This window comes from Desulfovibrio psychrotolerans, from assembly GCF_013340305.1.
Lineage (GTDB): Bacteria > Desulfobacterota > Desulfovibrionia > Desulfovibrionales > Desulfovibrionaceae > Halodesulfovibrio > Halodesulfovibrio psychrotolerans.
In genome coordinates this window covers 547,550-566,855 of record NZ_BLVP01000001.1, presented here as the reverse complement: position 1 = coordinate 566,855, position 19,306 = coordinate 547,550, and the positions used below count along the sequence as shown (strand labels likewise).

The window sequence follows — 19,306 nt, the reverse complement described above, 5'->3', positions numbered from 1 at the left end:
CACTAAAGGTTCTCAAACCGTTCCGTATCCATCTCCTACCTCACAGGTAGGAATTGAACATACAGGACTTCCCGGTTGAACCGTCTTTCCCTACCTGTGTTTTATACATGTACCCGGTAGGGGTTTGTTGTGTCGGACAAGCCGGTGCGAGCAGGTGTGTCGTTCCGTTTCCGAGGGGCCGTCCGGACCTTGACTATACTATACGTCAGGTCGGGCCGTTTGGCATCCCCTGTGTCGGAAAATTCGGTATTCCTGTGAAGTGGTGCAGTGTTGCGCCCTTTCGCGTGGTTACCGCCGACCCCTTGCCCGTTGTCTCCGGCTAAACCATACCGATCTTGTATGCTTTAGGCAAGATTTTTCCTACAAAAAAGGTATGAATTTAAAAAAGAAGATCCTCAGAGCAGGTCTGTTAATAAATTATCTGTAATATCATGTTCTTGAACGATTGGCCGTTTGCCCCTCTGGCAGATGCCGGGAAGGGGTATGGCTGTATGGGCCGCTGTATCAGTCTGGCTGAAAGAATCCCGTGCAGTGCCTGCAGAGCGGAATCTCGTGCTTTCGCCCCTGCTCCATGAGGCGGCGCATGGCGGTGCGGATTTCCGAGCGCGCTATGGCGCCGATGTCGGTAGTATGTATGTTGCCGAGTACAAGGCGTGCGTTCAGGTCATTGCAGCATGCCGTTACATCGCCCTCAGGCAGCACGACCAGATTATGCAGCAGCAGGAAGCAGCACTTGCCCTGCATACGGGAGGCGGTTTCCCGGTAGCCCGAATCGTCCACGCCAAGCTCTGCGCTGCCGTCCCAGTTGTGCGGATGGCGCAGGGACACGGTATCGAAGTGCGAGAGAAGCGAGGCAAACTCCGGGGCAAAGGGCTCCGCGTGTCCGGCGGGAAGCAGGCAGATGGCTTCCGTCTCCGCCCGGTGCGCGGCATGGTTGTTATGCGTCATGAAACGCAGCACGTTTCTTGTAAGCGCCTGCCAGCGGGCGCCTCTGCGTATGGATTCATATTGCCCGGGTGATCCGCCGTCTATGCTGAACCGCATCCGGTCAATAACGCCGCTCTGTGCAATCTGCACCGCCTTGCGCTCTGAGAGCGCCATGCCGTTTGTGAGCAGGCGTATGCGGGGGCTGCCGGGGAGAAAAGGCTTCCAGCGGCGCAGCACGTTCAGCATGGAAGACATGTCCGGGTGCAGCAGGGTTTCTCCGCCGTTATGCAGGTCTATGTGCCGGAGGGCGGGCAGGGCGTTCTGTGCCAGTTGCCGCAGCAATGCATCCAGCGTTTCCGGAGACATGCTCCTGCGCGGGCGGCTGTGGTCCAGCGAACACCAGCGGCAGCGCAGGTTGCAGGACGAGTTGAATTCTATGTTCAGCAGGGTTGTGGTTTCCGGCATGGTCAGTTTTTCCTGCCCGCGGGCTACGCGGGTATCGTGGAGCGTGTGGTTTGCGTAGCCATCTGATGTGTTCGGATTGCTCATCCGGGCTGATTGCGGTCGCGCGCCTGGGCACCTGCCATAGCCATGGAGAGGGCGGTATTACGATAAACCGGAAAACATACGGTACGCACGAATCTGCAAGAGAGTGTGCTGCGCGGCTGGGCGTGCAGCGAGCGCACAGCCCGCCGGACTCCTGACATCTGCTGAAATTCTTGCAACAACGGTGCCGTATGCGGTACGGAACATCCATGGATACACGCCTTCATTTTTTCCTGCATCTGCCCCGCACGGCGGGCACAACGCTGAACGCCATCATCAGGGACAATTTTGCCCCGCACGAGATTTTCAGCGTGTACAGCGCGGAAGAGTACCACAGGCACCGTGAAATACGCCCTGCGGCGCTGGAAGGGGTGCGGGTCATTCAGGGGCACCTTTTTCTGGAAAATTACCGCCCGCCGCGCATCTATTCCCGTGATGTGTCGGTATTCACCTTTCTGCGCGACCCGGTGGAGCGCCTTGTTTCCGAATATATCTTTCTTAAGTCGTGGCCGCAGAACCACATGTATGCTTACCTGAACGAGAACAACATAGGGTTTGGCGACTATGTGGAGAGCATGGAACCAAGGCTGGTCTACCGTGGCAAGAATTTTATGACCCGCTTTTTTTCGGGCGAGGATTTTGACGTGCAGTCGTATCCGGAACAGGCACTGCGGGCTGCCATGCACAATCTGGAGCATGTGTTCGATTTCGTGGGGATTCAGGAGCGTTTTGACGAAAGCCTGCTGCTGCTGGCCGAGCATCTGGGGTTGCGTTCCCTGTGCCACGAAAAGCGCAACGTGCTTGCACCGGAAAGCAGAATGACCCCGGATGCGGATGCGCTGGCCCTTGCCCGTGAGCGCAACGCGGCCGATTTGGTCCTGTACCGTTTTGCCTGCGACCTCTTTGACAGGCGCGTGCGGGAACGCGGCGAGACCTTTGCCCGCAAGGTGCGGGAATTTGCCAGCCTGAATGCACGATACCAGAAAATGTGCCGCCTTATCACCGCAGAACTGGCGGGGCAGCAGGACGGAGCCATCCTGCTGCCCAAATAGTATCGCATTTCTGTCTGGTGTACGCAGTCCGCTTCTGCCGGTCAGCCTTGGTTCCGGATGGCGGAGTGCAGGCCCTGTCCCGCAGGCAGCGGCTTGGACCAAACATTCATACTCTCCAGTCCCCCGGCTATATGGGTGTTGTTGGTCAGTGTGCCGTCATACCTGTAGCCCGCACGGGCGAAGACAATGTTCATGCCGGGACTTACCCCACGGGCAATGGTATACGCCGTGAGAATGCCCAGCCGGGAAACCGTCTTTTCCATGCTTGCGAGCAGGGTGGCTGCGGCACCTCTTCCCCTGAATTCCGGCAGAGTGGCAAAATCGGTCATCTCTGCACACCGCCAGTGCATATCCATTTCTGAAGAGGCTGCGGCCACAAGCCGGTCGCCTTCGCGGATGCCGAAGAACACGGTAGCTTCCGCCATGGCTTCGCGCAGGTAGGCGGGGTCGAAGATGGGGAAGGGGTAGCTGGAAAATACCTTTTCATACAGCGCCGCCAGTTCATGCGCATGTTCCGGTGTAAGCTTGTGCACCTTTGGCGGGGTGGGTTTCTCCGGGGCTGTCTCGACCCCTTTGGCCGCAGAGAGGGCCAGAGCAAGAGTCCGGGAGAGTGTTGCCCTGTCATCCGCCACGCCGCGTTCGGGAGAAAGATATTTCCCCATGAAGCATCCGGCGTTCTGCCCCCTTACCAGCAACGGAGAGCGCGCCTCCCGGACGAACCCCCGCCGGGAGAATGCCTGCTCTGTGTCGTCAGAAACCTTGGCAAAGAGTTTGGAGTAACCGTGTTTCCTGCCCAGTGCGACCATGTTGTCCACAATGTCAGGCAGGTCTGCCCGGTCCAGTTTCATAAGGTAGACGCGGTTGCTGGCGGGACCATGCTGCACCAGCGAATTGCCCAGATACTCTATTACGTCCGGTCGCCGGGGCTTTTGCGGCACCCGCTGATGCGGCTGTATTGCCCGGTATCTGTTTTGTGAGCCTGCGGTGCTGCCGGATGAAGGATGCACTGCGTTACGGCGTTTCATCGCGCCGCTCCATACGGATATTGTCACGGGGGGTAAGGCTGGTGGTGTCGTCCCAGTCTGAGAGCAGTTTTACGATGCCGATGGCGCGTTCTTCCGCATCTTCCTGCTTTAACTGGAGGTTGCAGCTGCTGCATTGCCTGTCGCAGTAGCTGGCTTCGTAGGAATCCGGTTCGTTGTAGGTGGTGATTACCCCTTCGTAATTACGCAGCACCACCTTGTTCACCCCCCACGAAACCACATAGTTGGGGGTTACGGGAATTTTGCCGCCGCCTCCCGGGGCATCGACCACGTAAGTGGGAATGGAGAATCCGGTGGTGTGTCCGCGCAGGCTTTCCATGATTTCTATGCCCTTGCTGATGGGCGTGCGGAAGTGAGAAAGCCCTTCCGACATGTCGCACTGATACAGGTAATAAGGCCGCACCCTGTTCTGCACCAGTTTCTGGTTAAGCCTTTTGATCAGCTTGGGGCAGTCGTTCACGCCTGCCAGCAGCACGCTCTGGTTGCCGAGGGGAATGCCTGCGTCCGCGAGTTTTTTCAGTGCGGCGCGTGAGGAAGCGGTGATTTCACGCGGGTGGTTGAAGTGGGTGTTCAGCCAGACAGGGTGGTGTTTTGCGAGGGTGCGCACCAGGCCGTCTGTTATGCGGCAGGGCAGCACCACGGGCATGCGCGTGCCTATGCGCACTATCTCCACATGCTCTATCTCCCGCAGGCGGGTCAGGATCCAGTCCAGAAGCTCATCGGCAAGCATGAGCGGATCGCCGCCGGAAAGAAGCACGTCCCGCACCTGAGGAGTGTTGCGGATATATTCCAGCCCCTGCTCCAGATCGTCGGGTGTGGGAATGGAGTCTGCATCGCCCACCTTGCGTTTGCGTGTGCAGTGGCGGCAGTACATGGAGCAGACGTTGCTCACATGAAAGAGCACCCGGTCCGGGTAGCGGTGGGTAATGCCGGGCACGGGGCTGTCTTCGTCTTCGTGCAGCGGGTCCGACATGTCGTGCCGTTCTATGTGCAGTTCGGAGAGGGAAGGAAACGACTGCATAAACACCGGGTCGTTACGGTAGTCGTCGGCGTCTATGAGGGAGAGGTAGTAGGGGGTGACGGACATGGGGAAGGTCTCCAGCGTCCGCTCGTATTCTGCCTTTTCCGATGCGCAGAACCGTATGCCCAGCGCTTTCTCGAACGCGTCTACCGTGCGTACGGCTTTGCGGACGTGCCATTTCCAGTCCTGCCAGTCATCGGGGGAAACCGTCCTGCCAGCCAGTTTGGCCAGTGCCTGCTGGCGTTCATTGAAGAATTTCAAACCTGCTCCTTGGTTGAGGTGGTGAGGTGAAGCCGGACCCGACCGGGGCTTACAAGCCCGGACGCCCGTTGCGCTGTACCGCTTGGCGCCATGCGGGGCGGTATGCGCCTGCTTCGGATAATCGGCGTTACGCAGGGCGTATCCGGTGCAGTGCATTGTTGCTGAGCGACCTGCGGATACGTGCTGCAGTATACCGGCGGGGGGGAAGGTGGTTGTGCCCGAAGAACCATGTATACGACCCGAAAGCGGCCGAATAAGACCGTGTCTAATCGTATTTGGTTGTATCTACCGGATACGATATGCCGAGTTGCAGTAAGGCTAACAACAAAGTGCTGCCGGAAACAGGGGGTGTTTCGGGCAGGCATCGGGTATGTACGCATACCCGTACTCTGTTGTGCTCTGCAAAAGCAGACTTGGCCGGTCAGGTATTGAGAATATCATTTGCGGGCGGATATAGCGTCTGTATCAGGGTAAGAGGTGGGATTTGCGCCTGCTTTGTCTGTTGCGCCTGCTTTGTCAGTTGTGCCAGATGTGCCAGATGTGCCTGTTGTGGCAGATGTGCTGTTGCGCTGTGAAGATACAAACGCCGGAGGCTGTTATGCTTTGTGTTGTCTCCCTGTTTTCTAAAGCCGATGACCGGGCCGTGGCTGTTGCACACCGGAGGGACGTTGCGCTGTGGTCCCGGAGTGCCCGCCTGTTCCTTACTGCCGGAATGACCGGGTTGCTGCTCTGTGTATTTTTCTTACAGTCCGTGCGGGTGGCATCGGGCGCGTCTGCTGTATCCGGACCGGCCAGTCCGGAACAGATTGCTGAGGGCGGCCTCCTGTTTGCCACGTATTGCGGCCCTTGCCACAGCACGGGACAGGGCGGTCTGGATATCATGCCGCTGACGGCGCACCTAACCCGGCTGGGGCTGGCTTCCTACATAGAAGGGCAGGGGCTTATCTTTGACCATATGCCCGTGTTTACCGGCAACCGGGAAGAGCGCGACGCCATTGCCGCCTACGTTATGGAAGGGCTGCACGGTAAGCGCGAGGCAGGCGAAGGAGCACGTCCCCTGCCGCAGTTGCCTGCTCCTGTGCCGCCCTTTGATGCCGACTCGGCGGAGCATGTGCTGCTGGCGTGGAACACGCTGGGCATGAAATGCATTACAGACTGTGATGCCGCCTATTCCTACCTGCCTCCGGGCAATGCGCTGGGGGCTGTGCTTATCCGCCGGGGGGCAAAACCGCAGCTTGTGAACGAAGGTGTGGAGGTGCGCTACGCGGCACCGGAAGGATTTCGCAATCCTTCCCGCCATGTGCGGTACTGGGAGTTTGCTGCGTCCATATCGGGCAAGGTGCTGGAGCCGGATACATCGGTAACGGGAAAGGGGATGCAGGGGACTATGGCATGGAATCCCCAATCCGCCACCTTTGAGGCGGCGGGGATACCCGTGGTGCCGTATGACGATGACGGTACTGTGAACCCGTACCCGCTGTTTGCCGTGCAGGCGGTGGAATCCGGTTCCGGCAAAGTGCTGGCAAGCACGTCTGTGGTGGTGCCGGTGGGAACGGAAATGAGCTGCTGGCGTTGCCATGGCGGTGAGTGGGGACGCCCCGCAGACGGCACAGGTGTTTCCATGGAAACGGCCCGTTCCATTCTGACCGTGCATGACAGACGGAGCGGCACCGACCTGCTCGCCCGTTCCGAGGCAGGCAAGCCCGTGCTCTGTCAGAGTTGCCACCCCGACCCGCTTCTCAACGCCAAGGGGGACCCGGAGCGCCTGAATCTGCCCGCCGCCCTGCACGGTTTTCATGTGAATTATTTGAAAGGAGGCGGGGCGGAAACCTGCTCCTATTGCCACCCGGACAGCACCATAGGCCTGACGCGGTGCCTGCGTGACAGCCACGGAACAGCGGGCATGACCTGCGTGCCCTGCCATGGCTATCTGGAAGACCACGCCCTGTCGCTGCTCAAGAAGGAGCAAGAGATAGGCAAGGAACGGGCAGGGCTCTTCATGCGGGCCGTATCTCCCAGAAGCGTGCCGGATGTGGCGGCCATTAACGCCAGAACGCCCTGGGCGCAGCAGCCGGACTGCCTTACCTGCCATACGGAGGCGTATGTGCGTCCGGGCAGGGACGCCGTGGCGTTTAATACCTGGACCGCCGACGCCAGCGTGCTCTACAGGGTGCGCAAGGATATGACCGGCACCGTGCCGTGCATAGCCTGCCACAACAGTCCGCACGCCACGCATCCTTCGGACAACCCCTTCGGGAAGGACAGGGATGCCGTGCAGCCGTTGCAGTATCAGCAGCTTAATGCGGCTATAGGGGCGCAGGGTAATTGTCAGGTCTGCCACGGGCCGGATTCGGGACTTACTCCTGAAATGTCGCCGCACCACCCTATGCCCCCCGTTGGGAGATAGCGGCCTGTAAACTCCGCTTCTCAGCGAATTATGCGAAACGCCCCGTCACACCTTCCGGTGGCGGGGCGTTGTCTGTGGTCAATGAAACAAGCTTTTGTGTATGGCGGCTACCCGATGCTGCGTATTTGTATTTTGCCGCGCACGCTGTCGATGGTCCGGGCAAGGGAGTCGGTTTCCACCGGCTTGGCAAGGTAGCCGTCCATGCCCGCGTTCAGGAAGGTTTCCCGGTCGCCGTCCATGGCGTAGGCAGTGAGGGCAATGACGGGAATGGACGCCACGGCGGTGAATTCCGGTCCGGTGCGTATGCAGCGCACGGCTTCCACGCCGTCCATGACCGGCATCTGGATATCCATAAGCACAAGGTCAAAGCTGTCTTCTTTCAGGGCGGTAAGCGCCTCCTGCCCGTTCCGCGCCGTTGTTACGGAATGCCCCAGCAGTTCAAGCTGGCGGCGTGTTGCCAGCCTGTTTACGTCTTCGTCTTCTGCCAGCAGGATGCGGAGCGGGCTGGAGATGGGGGCGAGCACGTCTGTGTTATCGGTTTTCTGCGTTTCCGGCTTTTCTGCGGGACGGAAGGTGACGCAGAAGTAGACGCTGGTGCCTGCGCCCTCTTCACTGGAAATGGCCATGTTGCCACCCATGAGATGTACCAGCCGTTTGCAGATGGAGAGGCCCAGTCCGGCTCCCTGATACTGCCGGGTGTAGCCTTCGCTCGCCTGCGTAAACGGCTCGAAAAGAATGTGCATCTTGTCATCGGGAATGCCTACTCCGGTGTCGGTGATGGAGAAAAGTATCCGCACTGTTCCCGGTCTGGCGGCGGGCATGGGGTAGGCTTCTATGTGCACGCTGCCGCGCTGGGTGAACTTGAAGGCGTTGCCTGCAAGGTTGGTGAGCACCTGTTGCAGCCGGGCAGAATCTCCCATTACTGTTTCCGGAATGCGGGGGTCTGCGTATACATGCAGGGCAATTCCGGTCTGCTTGGCAATGGGGAAAAACAGATCCTGCGTTTCCCGCAGCAGGGCGGCAAGGGAGAAGGGGGCATCGTTAATGGGCAGTTTGCCCGCCTCTATGCGGGAGAGGTAGAGGATGTCTGAGAGCAGTTGCGAAAGTCGCTTTGCCGATTGCAGGGCCGTGTTGGCATATTGCCGCTGTTCGCCTGAGAGGGCATCGGCCTGCAACAGTTGGAGCATGCCCATTATGCCGTTCAGCGGCGTGCGTATTTCATGACTCATGTTGGCGAGGAACTCGGATTTGGCCTTGTTTGCGGCCTCTGCTTCTTCTTTGGCCTGAATGATCTGGCTCTGGAAGATGCGCCGTTCTGTAATGTCCAGATGGATGCCCATCATGCGCAGGGTTTCTTCATCGCGCCGTTCTATGGCCCTGCCTCTGGCAAGAATCCACCGCCAGTTTCCGTCTTTGGCGAGCATACGGAACTCCGCTTCGAAGGTTGCGCCGGATTGCAGGTGTTCCGCGATCATTTTGACCACGCCGGGCAAGTCGTCCGGGTGTACCAGATTGCGCCATGTTTCCAGAGCTTGGGGCATTTCATAGGGCGAGTAGCCGAGCATGGTGTACCAGTGGGAGCTATAATACACCTGATTGGTATCTGTTCGCCAGTCCCATACGGCGGCGTTCACCGCGTCCAGTGCCAGAGTGAGCCGCTCTTCGCTGCGGGCGAGGTTGCGCTCTGCCTGTGCGCGTACCGCCACCTCTTCCTGCAGGGTTCTGTTCAGTTCGGTCAGCCGGGCAGTGCGCAGACGAACCTGCATGCGCAGGAAAATACTCAGGGCAACGGACAGGATGACGGCGGTTATGAGGCCGCCCATGGCAAACAGAAGCCAACTGGGCATTTCTCCGTTGCTTTCTGCCGTTATCCACAGCCGCATGCCGCGTGTGTAGGCGGAGTCGTTTGTATGCATCAGGTCCGCTATGACACCGTTGAGACGGGGCAGCAGAGAGTGCGGGTCCCCCTTGGGCACGGCAAAGCGCATCTGTATGGGATTGAAGATGATGGGGGTGCCTTTGAGATCATGCGCCGCCTTGTGCCGTAATCCGAACATGCGGTTTGCGGCTGCCGCATCGGCATTGCCCGCCGCCACCGCAAGGAAGCAATCTGCGTAGGAGGAGAACTCCACGGCAGTGAATGGCAGCCCGAAACTCTGCATGATTTCGGTAAGTGCCTTGTTATGGGTGTCGCCCTTGAGCAGGGCAATGCGTTTTTCTCCGAGGTCGGGAAAGCTCTGTATGCCGGAATGGCGGGGAACGAAGATTTCGCCCCAGTTGGTGAGCAGGGCTGTTTCGGAAAAATCAAAAATCGCCAGCCTGTCATCCCGCAACGCCACGGCAGGCAGAAGGTCCAGCGAGCCTCTGGCAGTCATCTCATACAAGGTGTCCCAACTGCCGGGGACGATGACAATCTCCCATCTGAGCCTTGTGGCCGCTTCTTGCAGGATGTCGCCGAACAGGCCCGATGGTTTTCCTTCCGGTGAGAGGAACAGCAGCGGGTTGTTTTCATACACGCCCACGCGCACGGTTTCGGAGTGGGCAACACGTGCAGGGACAGTGGCGAGCAGGACCAGCAGCAGGCTGAAGGTCAGCACCCGGAGCAGGAAAGGGCATGTGTCCCCTCCGGTAGCAGCCGGGGATGAAGGAAGCGCCTGGATGATTGAGAATGCCGGAGGGGAATCGGTTGCATCTGCACTGTTCATGAGTGTGTGTCCGTTATGTGCTACAGGAAAGCCGGCAACGGCAGAGTCCTGCTGCCAGCATACACAAAACGGACCGGACGGCAATGAGAATGCAATCAGCAGCGCAAGGTCGCCCGCAGCCTGTCGGGATGCAGCAGAAGATCAAGCCCATCCTCAATGCTGTATACGGTCACATGGGCGGCAAGCAGTGCCTCGGCGGCAACGCCCTCACGCCCCATCACGGCAACGGCAAGGGCGGCCCGTCTGAGCATCAGTCCATCATTGCGTCCGTTGCCGAAGGCGACGCATCGGGTGGCATCCAGCCGCAGCAGGGCTTGCAGCTTGGCACTGTCCTGCGGGATGGAAGCGGGGACAGAGCTGCACTCCGGCTTCTGCGGTGCGGCATTTCCATTCTTGCCGCCGGAAGGCCCTATGACCATAACCTCAGCCGGTAAGCCCTGCATGGCGCGGGTAACCGTGCCGTGTGTATCGGCTGTGAGCACGACAATACGCAGGGCCGGTGCCAGCCGGGTAAGGCGTTCTGCCACGCCGGGCAGCAGCTCTCCATCCAGCGCCACGGTGCCGTTGTAATCCAGAACAAGCGTTTCAAGGGCAAGGGATGCCCCGCCGGGAATGGTTATCTGCAGCATGCATCTTCCTCCTGTGCGGCTTCGAGCAGTGATTCCAGTTGGGCGATATCCGGGAGGCCGTGCGCTCTGTCCCAGCATTGGCGTATGCGTCCTGCACTCATGAGTACCAGCCTGTCCGCCAAGCGGAGAGACTGCCCAAGGCTGTGCGATACCATGATAACCGGTATGCGTTGCTTCAGCGTGACGAGCAACGATTCGATTGTGCGCGAGGCAACGTTGTCCAGAGAGGCTGTGGGTTCGTCCAGCAGCAACAGGTCCGGGCGCATGGCAAGGCAACGGGCGAGGCACAGGCGCTGTTGCTGGCCTCCGGAAAGTGTTTCGGCAGGCGTATCCAGCCTGTGGGCCACTTCGTCCCACAGGGCGGCTTCTTTAAGTGCCTCTTCCATGCGGGGAGTGATGGATGCCTGCGAAAGGCCCAGCGCATGACGCAGGGGCAGTTCCATGTTCCGGCGTATGGAAAGGGGCAGCACATCCGGCGACTGGAAAACCATGCCCACGCGGACACGGAGGCGTGAAGGATCGCTGAAGGCGGAACCATAGATATCCATATCCCGGCCATCCAGCCGCAGAGTGGCGCAGCCTGCTGTGCGGCTGCCGGGCAGGCATTCATTCAGGCGGTTGAAAACACGCAGCAGCGTTGTTTTGCCGGAACCGGATCTTCCCACCAGCACCGTAGCGCCCTGCGCAGGCACATTGAGGGTTATGTCATGCAGCACTTTTGCGTTGCCGAAGAAGACGGAGACATCAGCCAGCCGCGCGGCACTGGAAACGATGGAAGGAAAGTGGTCTGGCGAAATCATGCGGGGTTCCTGTGAACTGATCTTTGCTATGAAGAAGGTTAGCGGACAACAGTCCCTTCCCATCTGCGTTCCAGCGCCAGTTGCAGCATGCGGGCGCCGGCGAGCAGGCTCAGGGAAAGGGCCAGAAGCACAAGGGCGGCGGCAAAGCCCTGCTGGAGTTCCGTGGCATCTCGGTATTCTGCTGAGCGGTAGAAGATGGTAAAGGGCAGGGCTTCAAATCTGGCGGTCACACCGGCTGGCAGCCCTGCATTGGCAACCACGCCTGTCAGCATGATGACAGCCGTATCTTCTGCGGCGCGTCCGGCGGCGAGCAGCACGCCGCCCAGAATGCCCCGGCCCGCAGCCGGAAGCAGCACGCGGCGCATGGTGGCCCATTGCCCCAGCCCCATGGCGGCACTGCTCAGGGATAACTGGCGTGGAAGCGCCTCCAGCGCGCCGCGGGTGGTGGTGACGAGCACGGGCAGTACGAGCAGGGCAAGACAGGCAGATGCCAGCAGTAGGGAAGGGCCAGTCTGTGGCAGCAGGGTGCGTCGCAGGGTGAGCAGCAGGGTGAAACCGAACAACCCCATGACAATGGAGGGAATTCCGGCCAGCAGGTCCAGTGCCAAGCCCAGCCATGCCCGGACTGCAGGGCGGGCGAATGCGGCAAGGTATACGCCGCAGCCAATGCCGGGAATAAGGGCGAAAAGCATGGTCAGGCCAAGGAGGGAGAGGGTGCCCACACACGCGGGCCAGATGCCGTCCCATACGGGAATGCGTCCGGTCATGGCGTCCAGTGCCGGGACGTTGCCGAAAAACAGTTCGCTGCCCAGTGCACCGTGTCCGCGTACAAGCAAAACTCCGGTCAAAGCGGTCAGTGCCGCCGGAACCACAAGGGCAGAGAACCACGCCCATGCGGTGATGAGGGAAAGCTGCGGGTGCTTCATGCGCCGTATCCGTAGGTGGCCGAAGAGCCGTTCTTTGTCGGCAGCGCCCTGAGAGCCAGTTGCACTGCCACGTTGACAAGCAGCAGAAGGCAGCCAGCCACAAAGAGCGAACCGTAGGCCGCGCTGTGGGTGTCTGTGGCGAGCACAAGGCCGATGTGAGCTGTGAGGCTGCGGATGCTGTCAAAGACAGAGTGGGGCCATTGCGGGGCGTTGCCTGCCAGCATAAGCGGAATGAGCGTATCGCCTATGGCGCGGCCGAATCCGAGAGCGGCGGCGGCAGACAGGTTACCCCGGCAGGCAGGCAGCACAAGATGGACAAGGATTTGGCGGCGGTTGAACCCCAGAGCGGCCCCGGTGAGGTGTAAGCGCCTTTCCATCTGCTGTATTCCGGCATCCATAACCAGCACCATGGTCGGCAGCGCCACCAATGCCAGCACCAGTGCCGCCGTTGCCCAGCACAGGCCGGAGCCGCGACCCGCTGCTTCCCGCATAAAGGGAACCAGCAGAAAGAGTGCGGCAAATCCGTAGACCACAGTGGGAAAGGCTGTCATGCCGCGCAGCAGGGCAAGGAGCAACCGTGCAAGCGGCGCGGGAACAAAACCACGTATGCTGCAACACAGTCCCAGTGCCAGCGGCCAGCCCAGTGCCAGAGCGGAAAGCGCAAGACACACAGACGCCGCCAGCATGGGCAGAATACCGAATTGGCCGGTTTCGGGTTGCCATGTGCCGCCCAGAACGGCAAGACCCTGCCCGCCTGTGAAGACGGGCAGGGCAAAGAGGAACAGAAAACCGAACACAGCTGCCACGGCGCATGCCACTGTTGCGGCAGCTGTACCGAGCAGCAGGCCCGCAATGCGGTCCTTGTTGCCGGGCATATTATCTTCCGGTCGGTATGTAGCCGCTGGCGCGGATGATTTCTTCACCTTCGGCAGTGTACAGGTAGTCGATGAAATCCTTCACCACCCCCTGCGGCTCGCCCTTGGTGTTCATGTACAGCTTGCGGGTGATGGTGTAGCTGCCATCTGCAGCATTTTCCTGCGAGGGGGTCATGCCGTCCACGGTGGGGGCCTTCACTGTGGTGTCTATGTGGCCTATGCCCACATATCCGATGGCACCGGGGTCCTGTGCCACGGAGGTCTTCATGGCACCGTTGGAGGGCACCACGTTGGCGGAAACGACAACGGGACCCTTGGCAAGCATTTTGCCGTCGAACACTTCGCGGGTGCCGCTTGCTTCGTCACGGGTGTATAGGGTGATGGCCCTGTCTGCGCCACCTACTTCGTTCCAGTTGGTTATCTTGCCTGCATAAATATCGCGAACCTGTTCGGAGGTGAGCTCGGTTACAGGGTTTTCCGGGTGCAGCACCACCGCCACGCCGTCTATGGCAAAGGCAAAGCTGACGAGCCCGTACTTTTCTACTTCTTCGGGAGAGAGCGGGCGTCCGGCATTGCCGATATCCACAAGCCCCTCGCCCGCCTGCTGAACGCCCAGTCCGCTTCCGCCCCCGGCAACGCTGATGCGGATGTCGGTGTTTACGGTCATAATGCGCTTGGCGGCTTCTTTCATAACTGAAATATGAGCGGTGCCACCGGCAATGTTTATGCTGCCCTGTTTGCCCTGAAAGGCATCAAGAGGGGCTGCCCATGCCATGGGAACGGCAAGGGCCAAACAAAAGACAGCAAGCATAACAGGACGGAAGATGCGCGACATGAGTCTCTCCTTGCTTGGTGTGGAATAGGGGGGCAATGGCGCGTGCCATTGGCCGGATGTTACGATCAGGTGACGATATCCGCAGGGAACGTCGTGGACAAATTGATTGTGATGATGAATATATCTCTTATATATTTATAATATCTATATTACATCGTTTCGGACCCTCTGCCGGTTAGCGGATTGCGGGCATCCGGGGCAGACCTCGGCACGGGCAAAGCTTCCTGTGGTGTGTGCATTGCAACAACAGGAAATGGCACTGTGCCCGGAGATGCCTTTTGCAGCGCAACCCAAGAAGTATCTGATTGTTGCGGATGTTCCATGACAGTCGCGCACAAATGCGTTATAGAAGAATACAGCCCCTTTGCGGGGCGGCATAAACACTGTTCGAACACTCAAGAAATCTGTCTCCCATCGGATGCACCAATCGCAAGGAGCCGTTACAATGACGTCTTTTCTTTCCCCTTGGCTCATATGGTTTCTGGCCGGAGTGCTCATCATGCTTGCCGAACTGGGTGCCCCCGGGTTCGTTATTATGTTCTTTGGCGTAGGGTGCCTGGCAGCGGCCATAGTGGCAGCCGTGGCACCGGACGCCTTTGCCGTGCAGGTGGGGGTGTTTATCGTGGTAACACTGTTCTCCCTGCTCACCCTGCGCAAAGTGGCGGTGCGTGTCTTTGTGGGGCGCAGCGAAGGGGGCATGCAGGAGGATACCGGCAACGTGCAGGTGGGCGCGCGGGTACGGATTGAGGTGCCTTTGCAGGCGGGCAGGCACGGCAGGGTAAGGTTCAGGGGAACCATGTGGACCGCCGTGGCGCAGGAAGACATAGCCGCCGGAGAAGAGGCCGAAATAACAGGGGTGGACAGGAACAACCGTTCGTGCCTGCTGCTGCGTCGAGTGCCTGCGGGTGGCGGCGAGAACTGACAAATGATGGCGGAATGCGGTGCCGGGTGAAACGTGTTTTTGCCCGCCCGAGAGTGTCCGCGTGGAACCGTAAATGGATATGCTTCCGGAGGCGCGGCCTCCGGTGGCCAACGGACCTTCCTACAAAAGGAGAATACCTGTGTTAACACCGGCAACAATAGCATTGATAGCAGTGGCCGTACTGCTTGTTGTGGTTCTTATCAAAGGGGCGGTCATCGTGCCCCAGAAAAGTGCGGGCATAGTGGAGCGGCTTGGCAAATACAGCCGCACCCTTGAAGCGGGCTTTCATGTGCTGGTGCCCTTTGTGGACCGCATCGCCTATTCGTTCAGCCTGAAGGAACATGTGGTGGATGTTCCCGCCCAGATATGCATCACCAAAGACAACGTGAGCGTGGAAGTGGACGGCATCATCTATCTGGAAGTGCAGGATGCCTTCAAGGCTGCCTACGGCATAGACAACTACCTGCGCGCGGCCTCGCAGCTGGCACAGACCACCCTGCGGTCCGCCATTGGTAAGATCGATCTCGACAAGACCTTTGAGGAGCGGGAAAAGATTAACACCGAAGTCATTGACGCCATTGACCAGGCGGCCATGTCGTGGGGTGTGAAGGTACTGCGCTACGAAATTAAGGATATAACGCCTCCTCATTCCGTCAAGGAAGCCATGGAAGCGCAGATGACGGCCGAACGCCAGAAGAGGGCGAGTATCGCCACATCCGAAGGTGTGCGCCAGAGCATGATCAACCAGTCTGAAGGTGAAAAGCAGAAGCAGATCAACGAAGCGCTGGGTAAGGCGGCGCAGGTTACGCTGGTGGCCGAAGCAGACGCAAAGCGCATAGAACTGGTTGCAACGGCTACGGCGCGCGGTATCCGCGATGTGGCGGAAGCGGTTAAGGGAGACGGCGGGCTGGAAGCTCTGAACATGCGCCTTGCGGAGCAGTATATTACGCAGTTCGGCAACCTTGCCAAGGCCACCAACACGGTGCTCATGCCGAGCAACGTGGCGGACGTGGCAGGCGTTATTGCTACGGCCATGTCTACCGTGAAGGAAGTGGGCGGGCAGGGAAGATAGCATTTTCCCATCCGTTTTTTAGCGCGGAACATATGCAAGCGGCCCTGCCGCATTCGTAGCTGCGGCAACATGCCGGAGACGGGTGCGCAGGGCCGCATCGTTTTACAGAGATGTCAAATAACAATTTTGTAAACACAAAAATGGATGTTGAAAGGGGTGGGGAGCGTAATCCGCACTGCCCATCCTACAATTTTGCCTGTTTCAGATCGCCGGAACCCCTCGTTTGGGGGATATCGCCGTGGATGTGCAACGGATAGTACGGGACGACAGGAGGATTGCCGCTCTGATTTATGTTGTTAATGCCAAAATTGTAAAAATAGAAAATTTTGAAATGACAAATTTGTTTTTCAATATCCCTGTTTCCGGTGAACGGTCTCGTCCCCACTTTTTTGAAGGTTTGCTAAGTGGCTGATACCATATCGGATAAAAGAAAAAAGGGTGCAGTGTGCAGTTTCGGCATCGGCTTTGCTTGATGCGGTGTATGAACGATACCCTTGCCAGCCTCAAGATTAAGGTCCTTGCAGACATCAGCAATGTCATCAACAAGGCGCTCGACCTGGAACAGTCCATGGGCGAGATTCTGGCCATTCTATCTGACAACCTGAGCATGAAGCGCGCCACCATAACGCTTATGGACCGCGCCAGCGGGGCGCTGGTCATTACGGCGTCGCACGGGCTTTCGCCTGAAGAGAAGAAGCGCGGGGTGTACAGGCTGGGCGAAGGGGTAACCGGCATGATCTTTGAGACTGCCCGCCCTTATATCGTGCCCGATGTGCACAATGATCCGCTTTTTCTGGACAAGACAGGTGCGCGGAAGGTGGAGCGTGACAGGGTTTCCTTTCTCGGAGTGCCCATTCTGCTGCATGCCACCCCCATAGGTGTGCTTAATGTGGACCGCCTGTTTGATGACGATGTGTCCTTTGACGAAGATGTGGGCTTTCTGACCATTGTTGCCACGCTTATTGCGCAGTTCATCAGCCTGAACGAGCAGGTGGAAGAGCGCGTGGATGAGCTGAAGCGCGAAAATGTTTCTCTTCGGTACCGCGTCTCCAAGGAGATAAAGGGGCCATACATTGTTGCCCGCAGTCCCGCCATGCTGGATGTGGAACGGCAGGTGGAGCGCGTTGCCCCCACCCGTGCCACGGTGTTGCTGCTGGGGGAATCCGGCGTGGGCAAAACGCTTATCGCCCGCGTTATTCATGACCTTTCTGACCGGGCAAATTTTCCATTTGTTAAGGTGAACTGCGCCTCCATTCCCGAAAATCTTCTGGAATCTGAGCTGTTCGGCTATGAGCGTGGGGCGTTTACGGGCGCGGTGAATTCCAAGGCCGGGCGGTTTGAAGAGGCGAACAAGGGAACCATTTTTCTGGACGAGATAGGCGAGCTGCCTCTTGCGTTGCAGGCAAAGCTGCTGCGCGTGATTCAGGACCGCGAGTTTGAACGGCTGGGCAGCAACCTCACGCGGCGGGTAGATGTGCGCATTATTGCCGCCACCAACCGCGACCTTGAGGATTTGGTGGAACAGAGCCTGTTCCGGCAGGATTTGTTCTATCGCCTGAGTGTTTTCCCCATCCTCATTCCTGCCCTGCGGGAACGCAAGGAAGACGTGGTGGGGCTTCTCAATCACTTTCTCGGGAAGGTTGCCACCGAATACGGCCGCCAGATTGCCTTTGAAGCCGACGCGCTGGACATGCTGCGCCGCTACGACTGGCCCGGTAACGTGCGCGAGATGGAGAACCTTATCGAGCGGCTGGTCATTATGGCGGAAACCTCGCGCATTGAAACCCACATGCTTACGCCGCTGCTGGCGTCCAACGGTTCTTCTGGCGATACGGGCAGCTTTTCGGATGGTGCAAGCCCCCATCATTCGCTCAGAGATATTGAGCGCACAGAGGTCATTAACGCCCTGAAACGTGTGGGCTGGATTCAGTATAAAGCCGCAGATGAACTGGGTCTTACCCCCCGCCAGATGGGGTATCGCGTAAAGAAATTCGGGCTGGAATCTCTTATCGCCTCCGAACGCGCCCGCTACCGCTGAGCGCAGGATTTCCTTCCTCCTTCCTCGCCTGAAGGGCGGCTGCGTCCTCTGCTGCACACGGCCTGTGCAGCAGAGACGCATGACCGTCGCGAGCATTCCAATTGACCGGTTGACGTTTTGCCCGCTTGTGCTGCATGTGCATAACTGACGTTGCGGCGTGGCGGAATGCAACATGCGGAAACTATTCAGACAGGTGGACGCATGTGCTGCGCTTGCCCCTGCACAGGCAGTTCATCGCACACACGGAACATGGGGTGACCGGCACATGAAAGACAGGGCCATTTTGTTCGACTGGGGTGGGACGCTCATGGAATCCATGCCTTACTATCTGGGGCCGGGCAGCGGCTGGTCTCAGGTGCCGCCCGTGGAAGGCGCTGCGCAAACCCTGCAGCTTCTGCGTTCTTCATGGCTCATGGGGCTGGCGTCCAATGCGTCTGAATCTGAAGAAGGCGAGATACGGAAATCGCTGGAGTGCATGGGCGTGGGGCTGCTGCTGGACAGGATATACACCTATCGCAGCATCGGGCGGCCCAAGCCCTGGCCGGAATTCTGGCGGCATGTGCTTGCCGACCTTGGGCTTGCGCCGGGCCGTGTGGTGATGGTGGGTGACGACTTTATGGGGGATGTGTGGGGCGCGACGAATGCAGGAATGAGCGCCGTGTGGTTGAACCTTGGCTCCGCCGATGTGCGGAGTGGTGACCGTTATACGACGATTCACCGGTTTGCAGACCTGCCGCAGGCGTTGCGCCTGCTGGGGTTTGACTGATAACCGCGTAAGGACCAGAGTCAAATAGCCATGCACTGATGAAAGCAAAAAAGCCGGGGAACGCCCCGGCTTTTTTTTACGCTGTTCCGGATGGTTGAGTGCGTTATACCACCATGCCGAAAGAATGGATCACGTTCTTGCGGAAGGCGCGGGTACGCCACACTTCTTCCGCTCCTTCACGGTGCAGGTCTTCCGTCACCAGCGAGCGCAAGGTCTCCATCTGGGCAGCTGTCAGTTGCAGCAGCCGTATGTCTCCCAGCAGTGCCAGAGGGTCGCTGACATCCGCAGGCATGGGATCGCTGCCCGTGTCGTGGTACAGAAAGCGTATGGTGCCCTGAGGGCTGGCCTTGCAACGTTCCAGAAAGCTGATCATCGTTATTCTCCTGTCCGCACAGTACGTCACCGTCCGGCGTGTTCCGGGACCATGGTTCCCGGTACCAACTCCGGATGCGGCACCCGACAACAAAAAAAGACCTCTCAT

Annotated in this window: 16 protein-coding genes; 6 read left to right on the top strand and 10 right to left on the bottom strand. The window is 58.9% G+C overall.

The window, feature by feature from the left end:
* Positions 1–504 precede the first annotated feature (504 nt).
* Positions 505–1,476: a radical SAM protein gene (locus HUV26_RS02500; protein ID WP_174408492.1), complete on the bottom strand. Its 972-nt coding sequence runs from the start codon at positions 1,474–1,476 to the stop codon at positions 505–507.
* A gap of 206 nt (positions 1,477–1,682) precedes the next feature.
* On the opposite strand from HUV26_RS02500, the gene HUV26_RS02495 reads away from it, so the two are divergent.
* A complete protein-coding gene (locus HUV26_RS02495) occupies positions 1,683–2,525 on the top strand; it encodes a sulfotransferase family 2 domain-containing protein (protein ID WP_174408491.1) in 843 nt (280 codons plus the stop codon).
* Positions 2,526–2,566: 41 nt separating this feature from the next.
* Here HUV26_RS02495 and ablB read toward each other — a convergent pair whose 3' ends face one another.
* Entirely contained in the window at positions 2,567–3,550 is a 984-nt protein-coding gene (gene ablB, locus HUV26_RS02490) for a putative beta-lysine N-acetyltransferase (RefSeq protein WP_174408490.1), read from the bottom strand.
* Positions 3,537–4,850, bottom strand: a complete 1,314-nt coding sequence (kamA, locus tag HUV26_RS02485; RefSeq protein WP_174408489.1) for a lysine 2,3-aminomutase — start codon at positions 4,848–4,850, stop codon at positions 3,537–3,539. Before kamA ends, ablB begins: the two co-directional genes overlap by 14 nt.
* 598 nt (positions 4,851–5,448) lie before the next feature.
* On the opposite strand from kamA, the gene HUV26_RS02480 reads away from it, so the two are divergent.
* Positions 5,449–7,257, top strand: a complete 1,809-nt coding sequence (locus HUV26_RS02480) for a c-type cytochrome (RefSeq protein WP_243451230.1) — start codon at positions 5,449–5,451, stop codon at positions 7,255–7,257.
* Positions 7,258–7,364: 107 nt separating this feature from the next.
* Here HUV26_RS02480 and HUV26_RS02475 read toward each other — a convergent pair whose 3' ends face one another.
* The 6 genes from HUV26_RS02475 to HUV26_RS02450 all read right to left on the bottom strand — a co-directional run bounded on the left by HUV26_RS02475 (position 7,365) and on the right by HUV26_RS02450 (position 14,027).
* Positions 7,365–9,962 carry an ATP-binding protein gene (locus HUV26_RS02475; RefSeq protein ID WP_174408488.1) on the bottom strand — a complete coding sequence of 866 codons (2,598 nt, stop codon included), beginning with the start codon at positions 9,960–9,962 and terminating at the stop codon, positions 7,365–7,367.
* A gap of 95 nt (positions 9,963–10,057) precedes the next feature.
* Positions 10,058–10,591 (bottom strand): HAD family hydrolase, encoded by a 534-nt coding sequence (locus HUV26_RS02470; protein WP_174408487.1) that lies wholly within the window; start codon positions 10,589–10,591, stop codon positions 10,058–10,060.
* On the bottom strand, positions 10,579–11,391 hold the full coding sequence (locus tag HUV26_RS02465; protein WP_243451229.1) for an ABC transporter ATP-binding protein: 813 nt from the start codon (positions 11,389–11,391) through the stop codon (positions 10,579–10,581). The genes HUV26_RS02470 and HUV26_RS02465 overlap by 13 nt, the downstream gene beginning before the upstream one ends.
* Before the next feature lie 38 nt (positions 11,392–11,429).
* On the bottom strand, positions 11,430–12,317 hold the full coding sequence (locus HUV26_RS02460; protein WP_174408485.1) for an ABC transporter permease subunit: 888 nt from the start codon (positions 12,315–12,317) through the stop codon (positions 11,430–11,432).
* Positions 12,314–13,192 (bottom strand): PstC family ABC transporter permease, encoded by an 879-nt coding sequence (locus tag HUV26_RS02455; RefSeq protein ID WP_174408484.1) that lies wholly within the window; start codon positions 13,190–13,192, stop codon positions 12,314–12,316. Before HUV26_RS02455 ends, HUV26_RS02460 begins: the two co-directional genes overlap by 4 nt.
* Before the next feature lies 1 nt (position 13,193).
* Positions 13,194–14,027 carry a phosphate ABC transporter substrate-binding protein gene (locus HUV26_RS02450; protein WP_174408483.1) on the bottom strand — a complete coding sequence of 278 codons (834 nt, stop codon included), beginning with the start codon at positions 14,025–14,027 and terminating at the stop codon, positions 13,194–13,196.
* Positions 14,028–14,472: 445 nt separating this feature from the next.
* Here HUV26_RS02450 and HUV26_RS02445 point away from each other — a divergent pair, with 445 nt between their 5' ends.
* The 4 genes from HUV26_RS02445 (at position 14,473) to HUV26_RS02430 (ending at position 18,825) form a co-directional block, all read left to right on the top strand.
* Positions 14,473–14,949 (top strand): NfeD family protein, encoded by a 477-nt coding sequence (locus tag HUV26_RS02445; protein WP_174408482.1) that lies wholly within the window; start codon positions 14,473–14,475, stop codon positions 14,947–14,949.
* A gap of 139 nt (positions 14,950–15,088) precedes the next feature.
* Positions 15,089–16,021: an SPFH domain-containing protein gene (locus HUV26_RS02440; protein WP_243451228.1), complete on the top strand. Its 933-nt coding sequence runs from the start codon at positions 15,089–15,091 to the stop codon at positions 16,019–16,021.
* 481 nt (positions 16,022–16,502) lie between these two features.
* Positions 16,503–18,059, top strand: coding sequence for a sigma 54-interacting transcriptional regulator (locus HUV26_RS02435; RefSeq protein ID WP_174408481.1), 1,557 nt, complete (start codon positions 16,503–16,505; stop codon positions 18,057–18,059).
* Between the two features lie 172 nt (positions 18,060–18,231).
* The gene (locus HUV26_RS02430) at positions 18,232–18,825 is read left to right on the top strand and encodes an HAD family hydrolase (RefSeq protein WP_243451227.1); all 594 of its coding nucleotides are present in this window, start codon (positions 18,232–18,234) and stop codon (positions 18,823–18,825) included.
* 103 nt (positions 18,826–18,928) lie between these two features.
* Here HUV26_RS02430 and HUV26_RS02425 read toward each other — a convergent pair whose 3' ends face one another.
* A complete protein-coding gene (locus tag HUV26_RS02425) occupies positions 18,929–19,198 on the bottom strand; it encodes a hypothetical protein (RefSeq protein WP_174408480.1) in 270 nt (89 codons plus the stop codon).
* Positions 19,199–19,306: the final 108 nt, after the last annotated feature.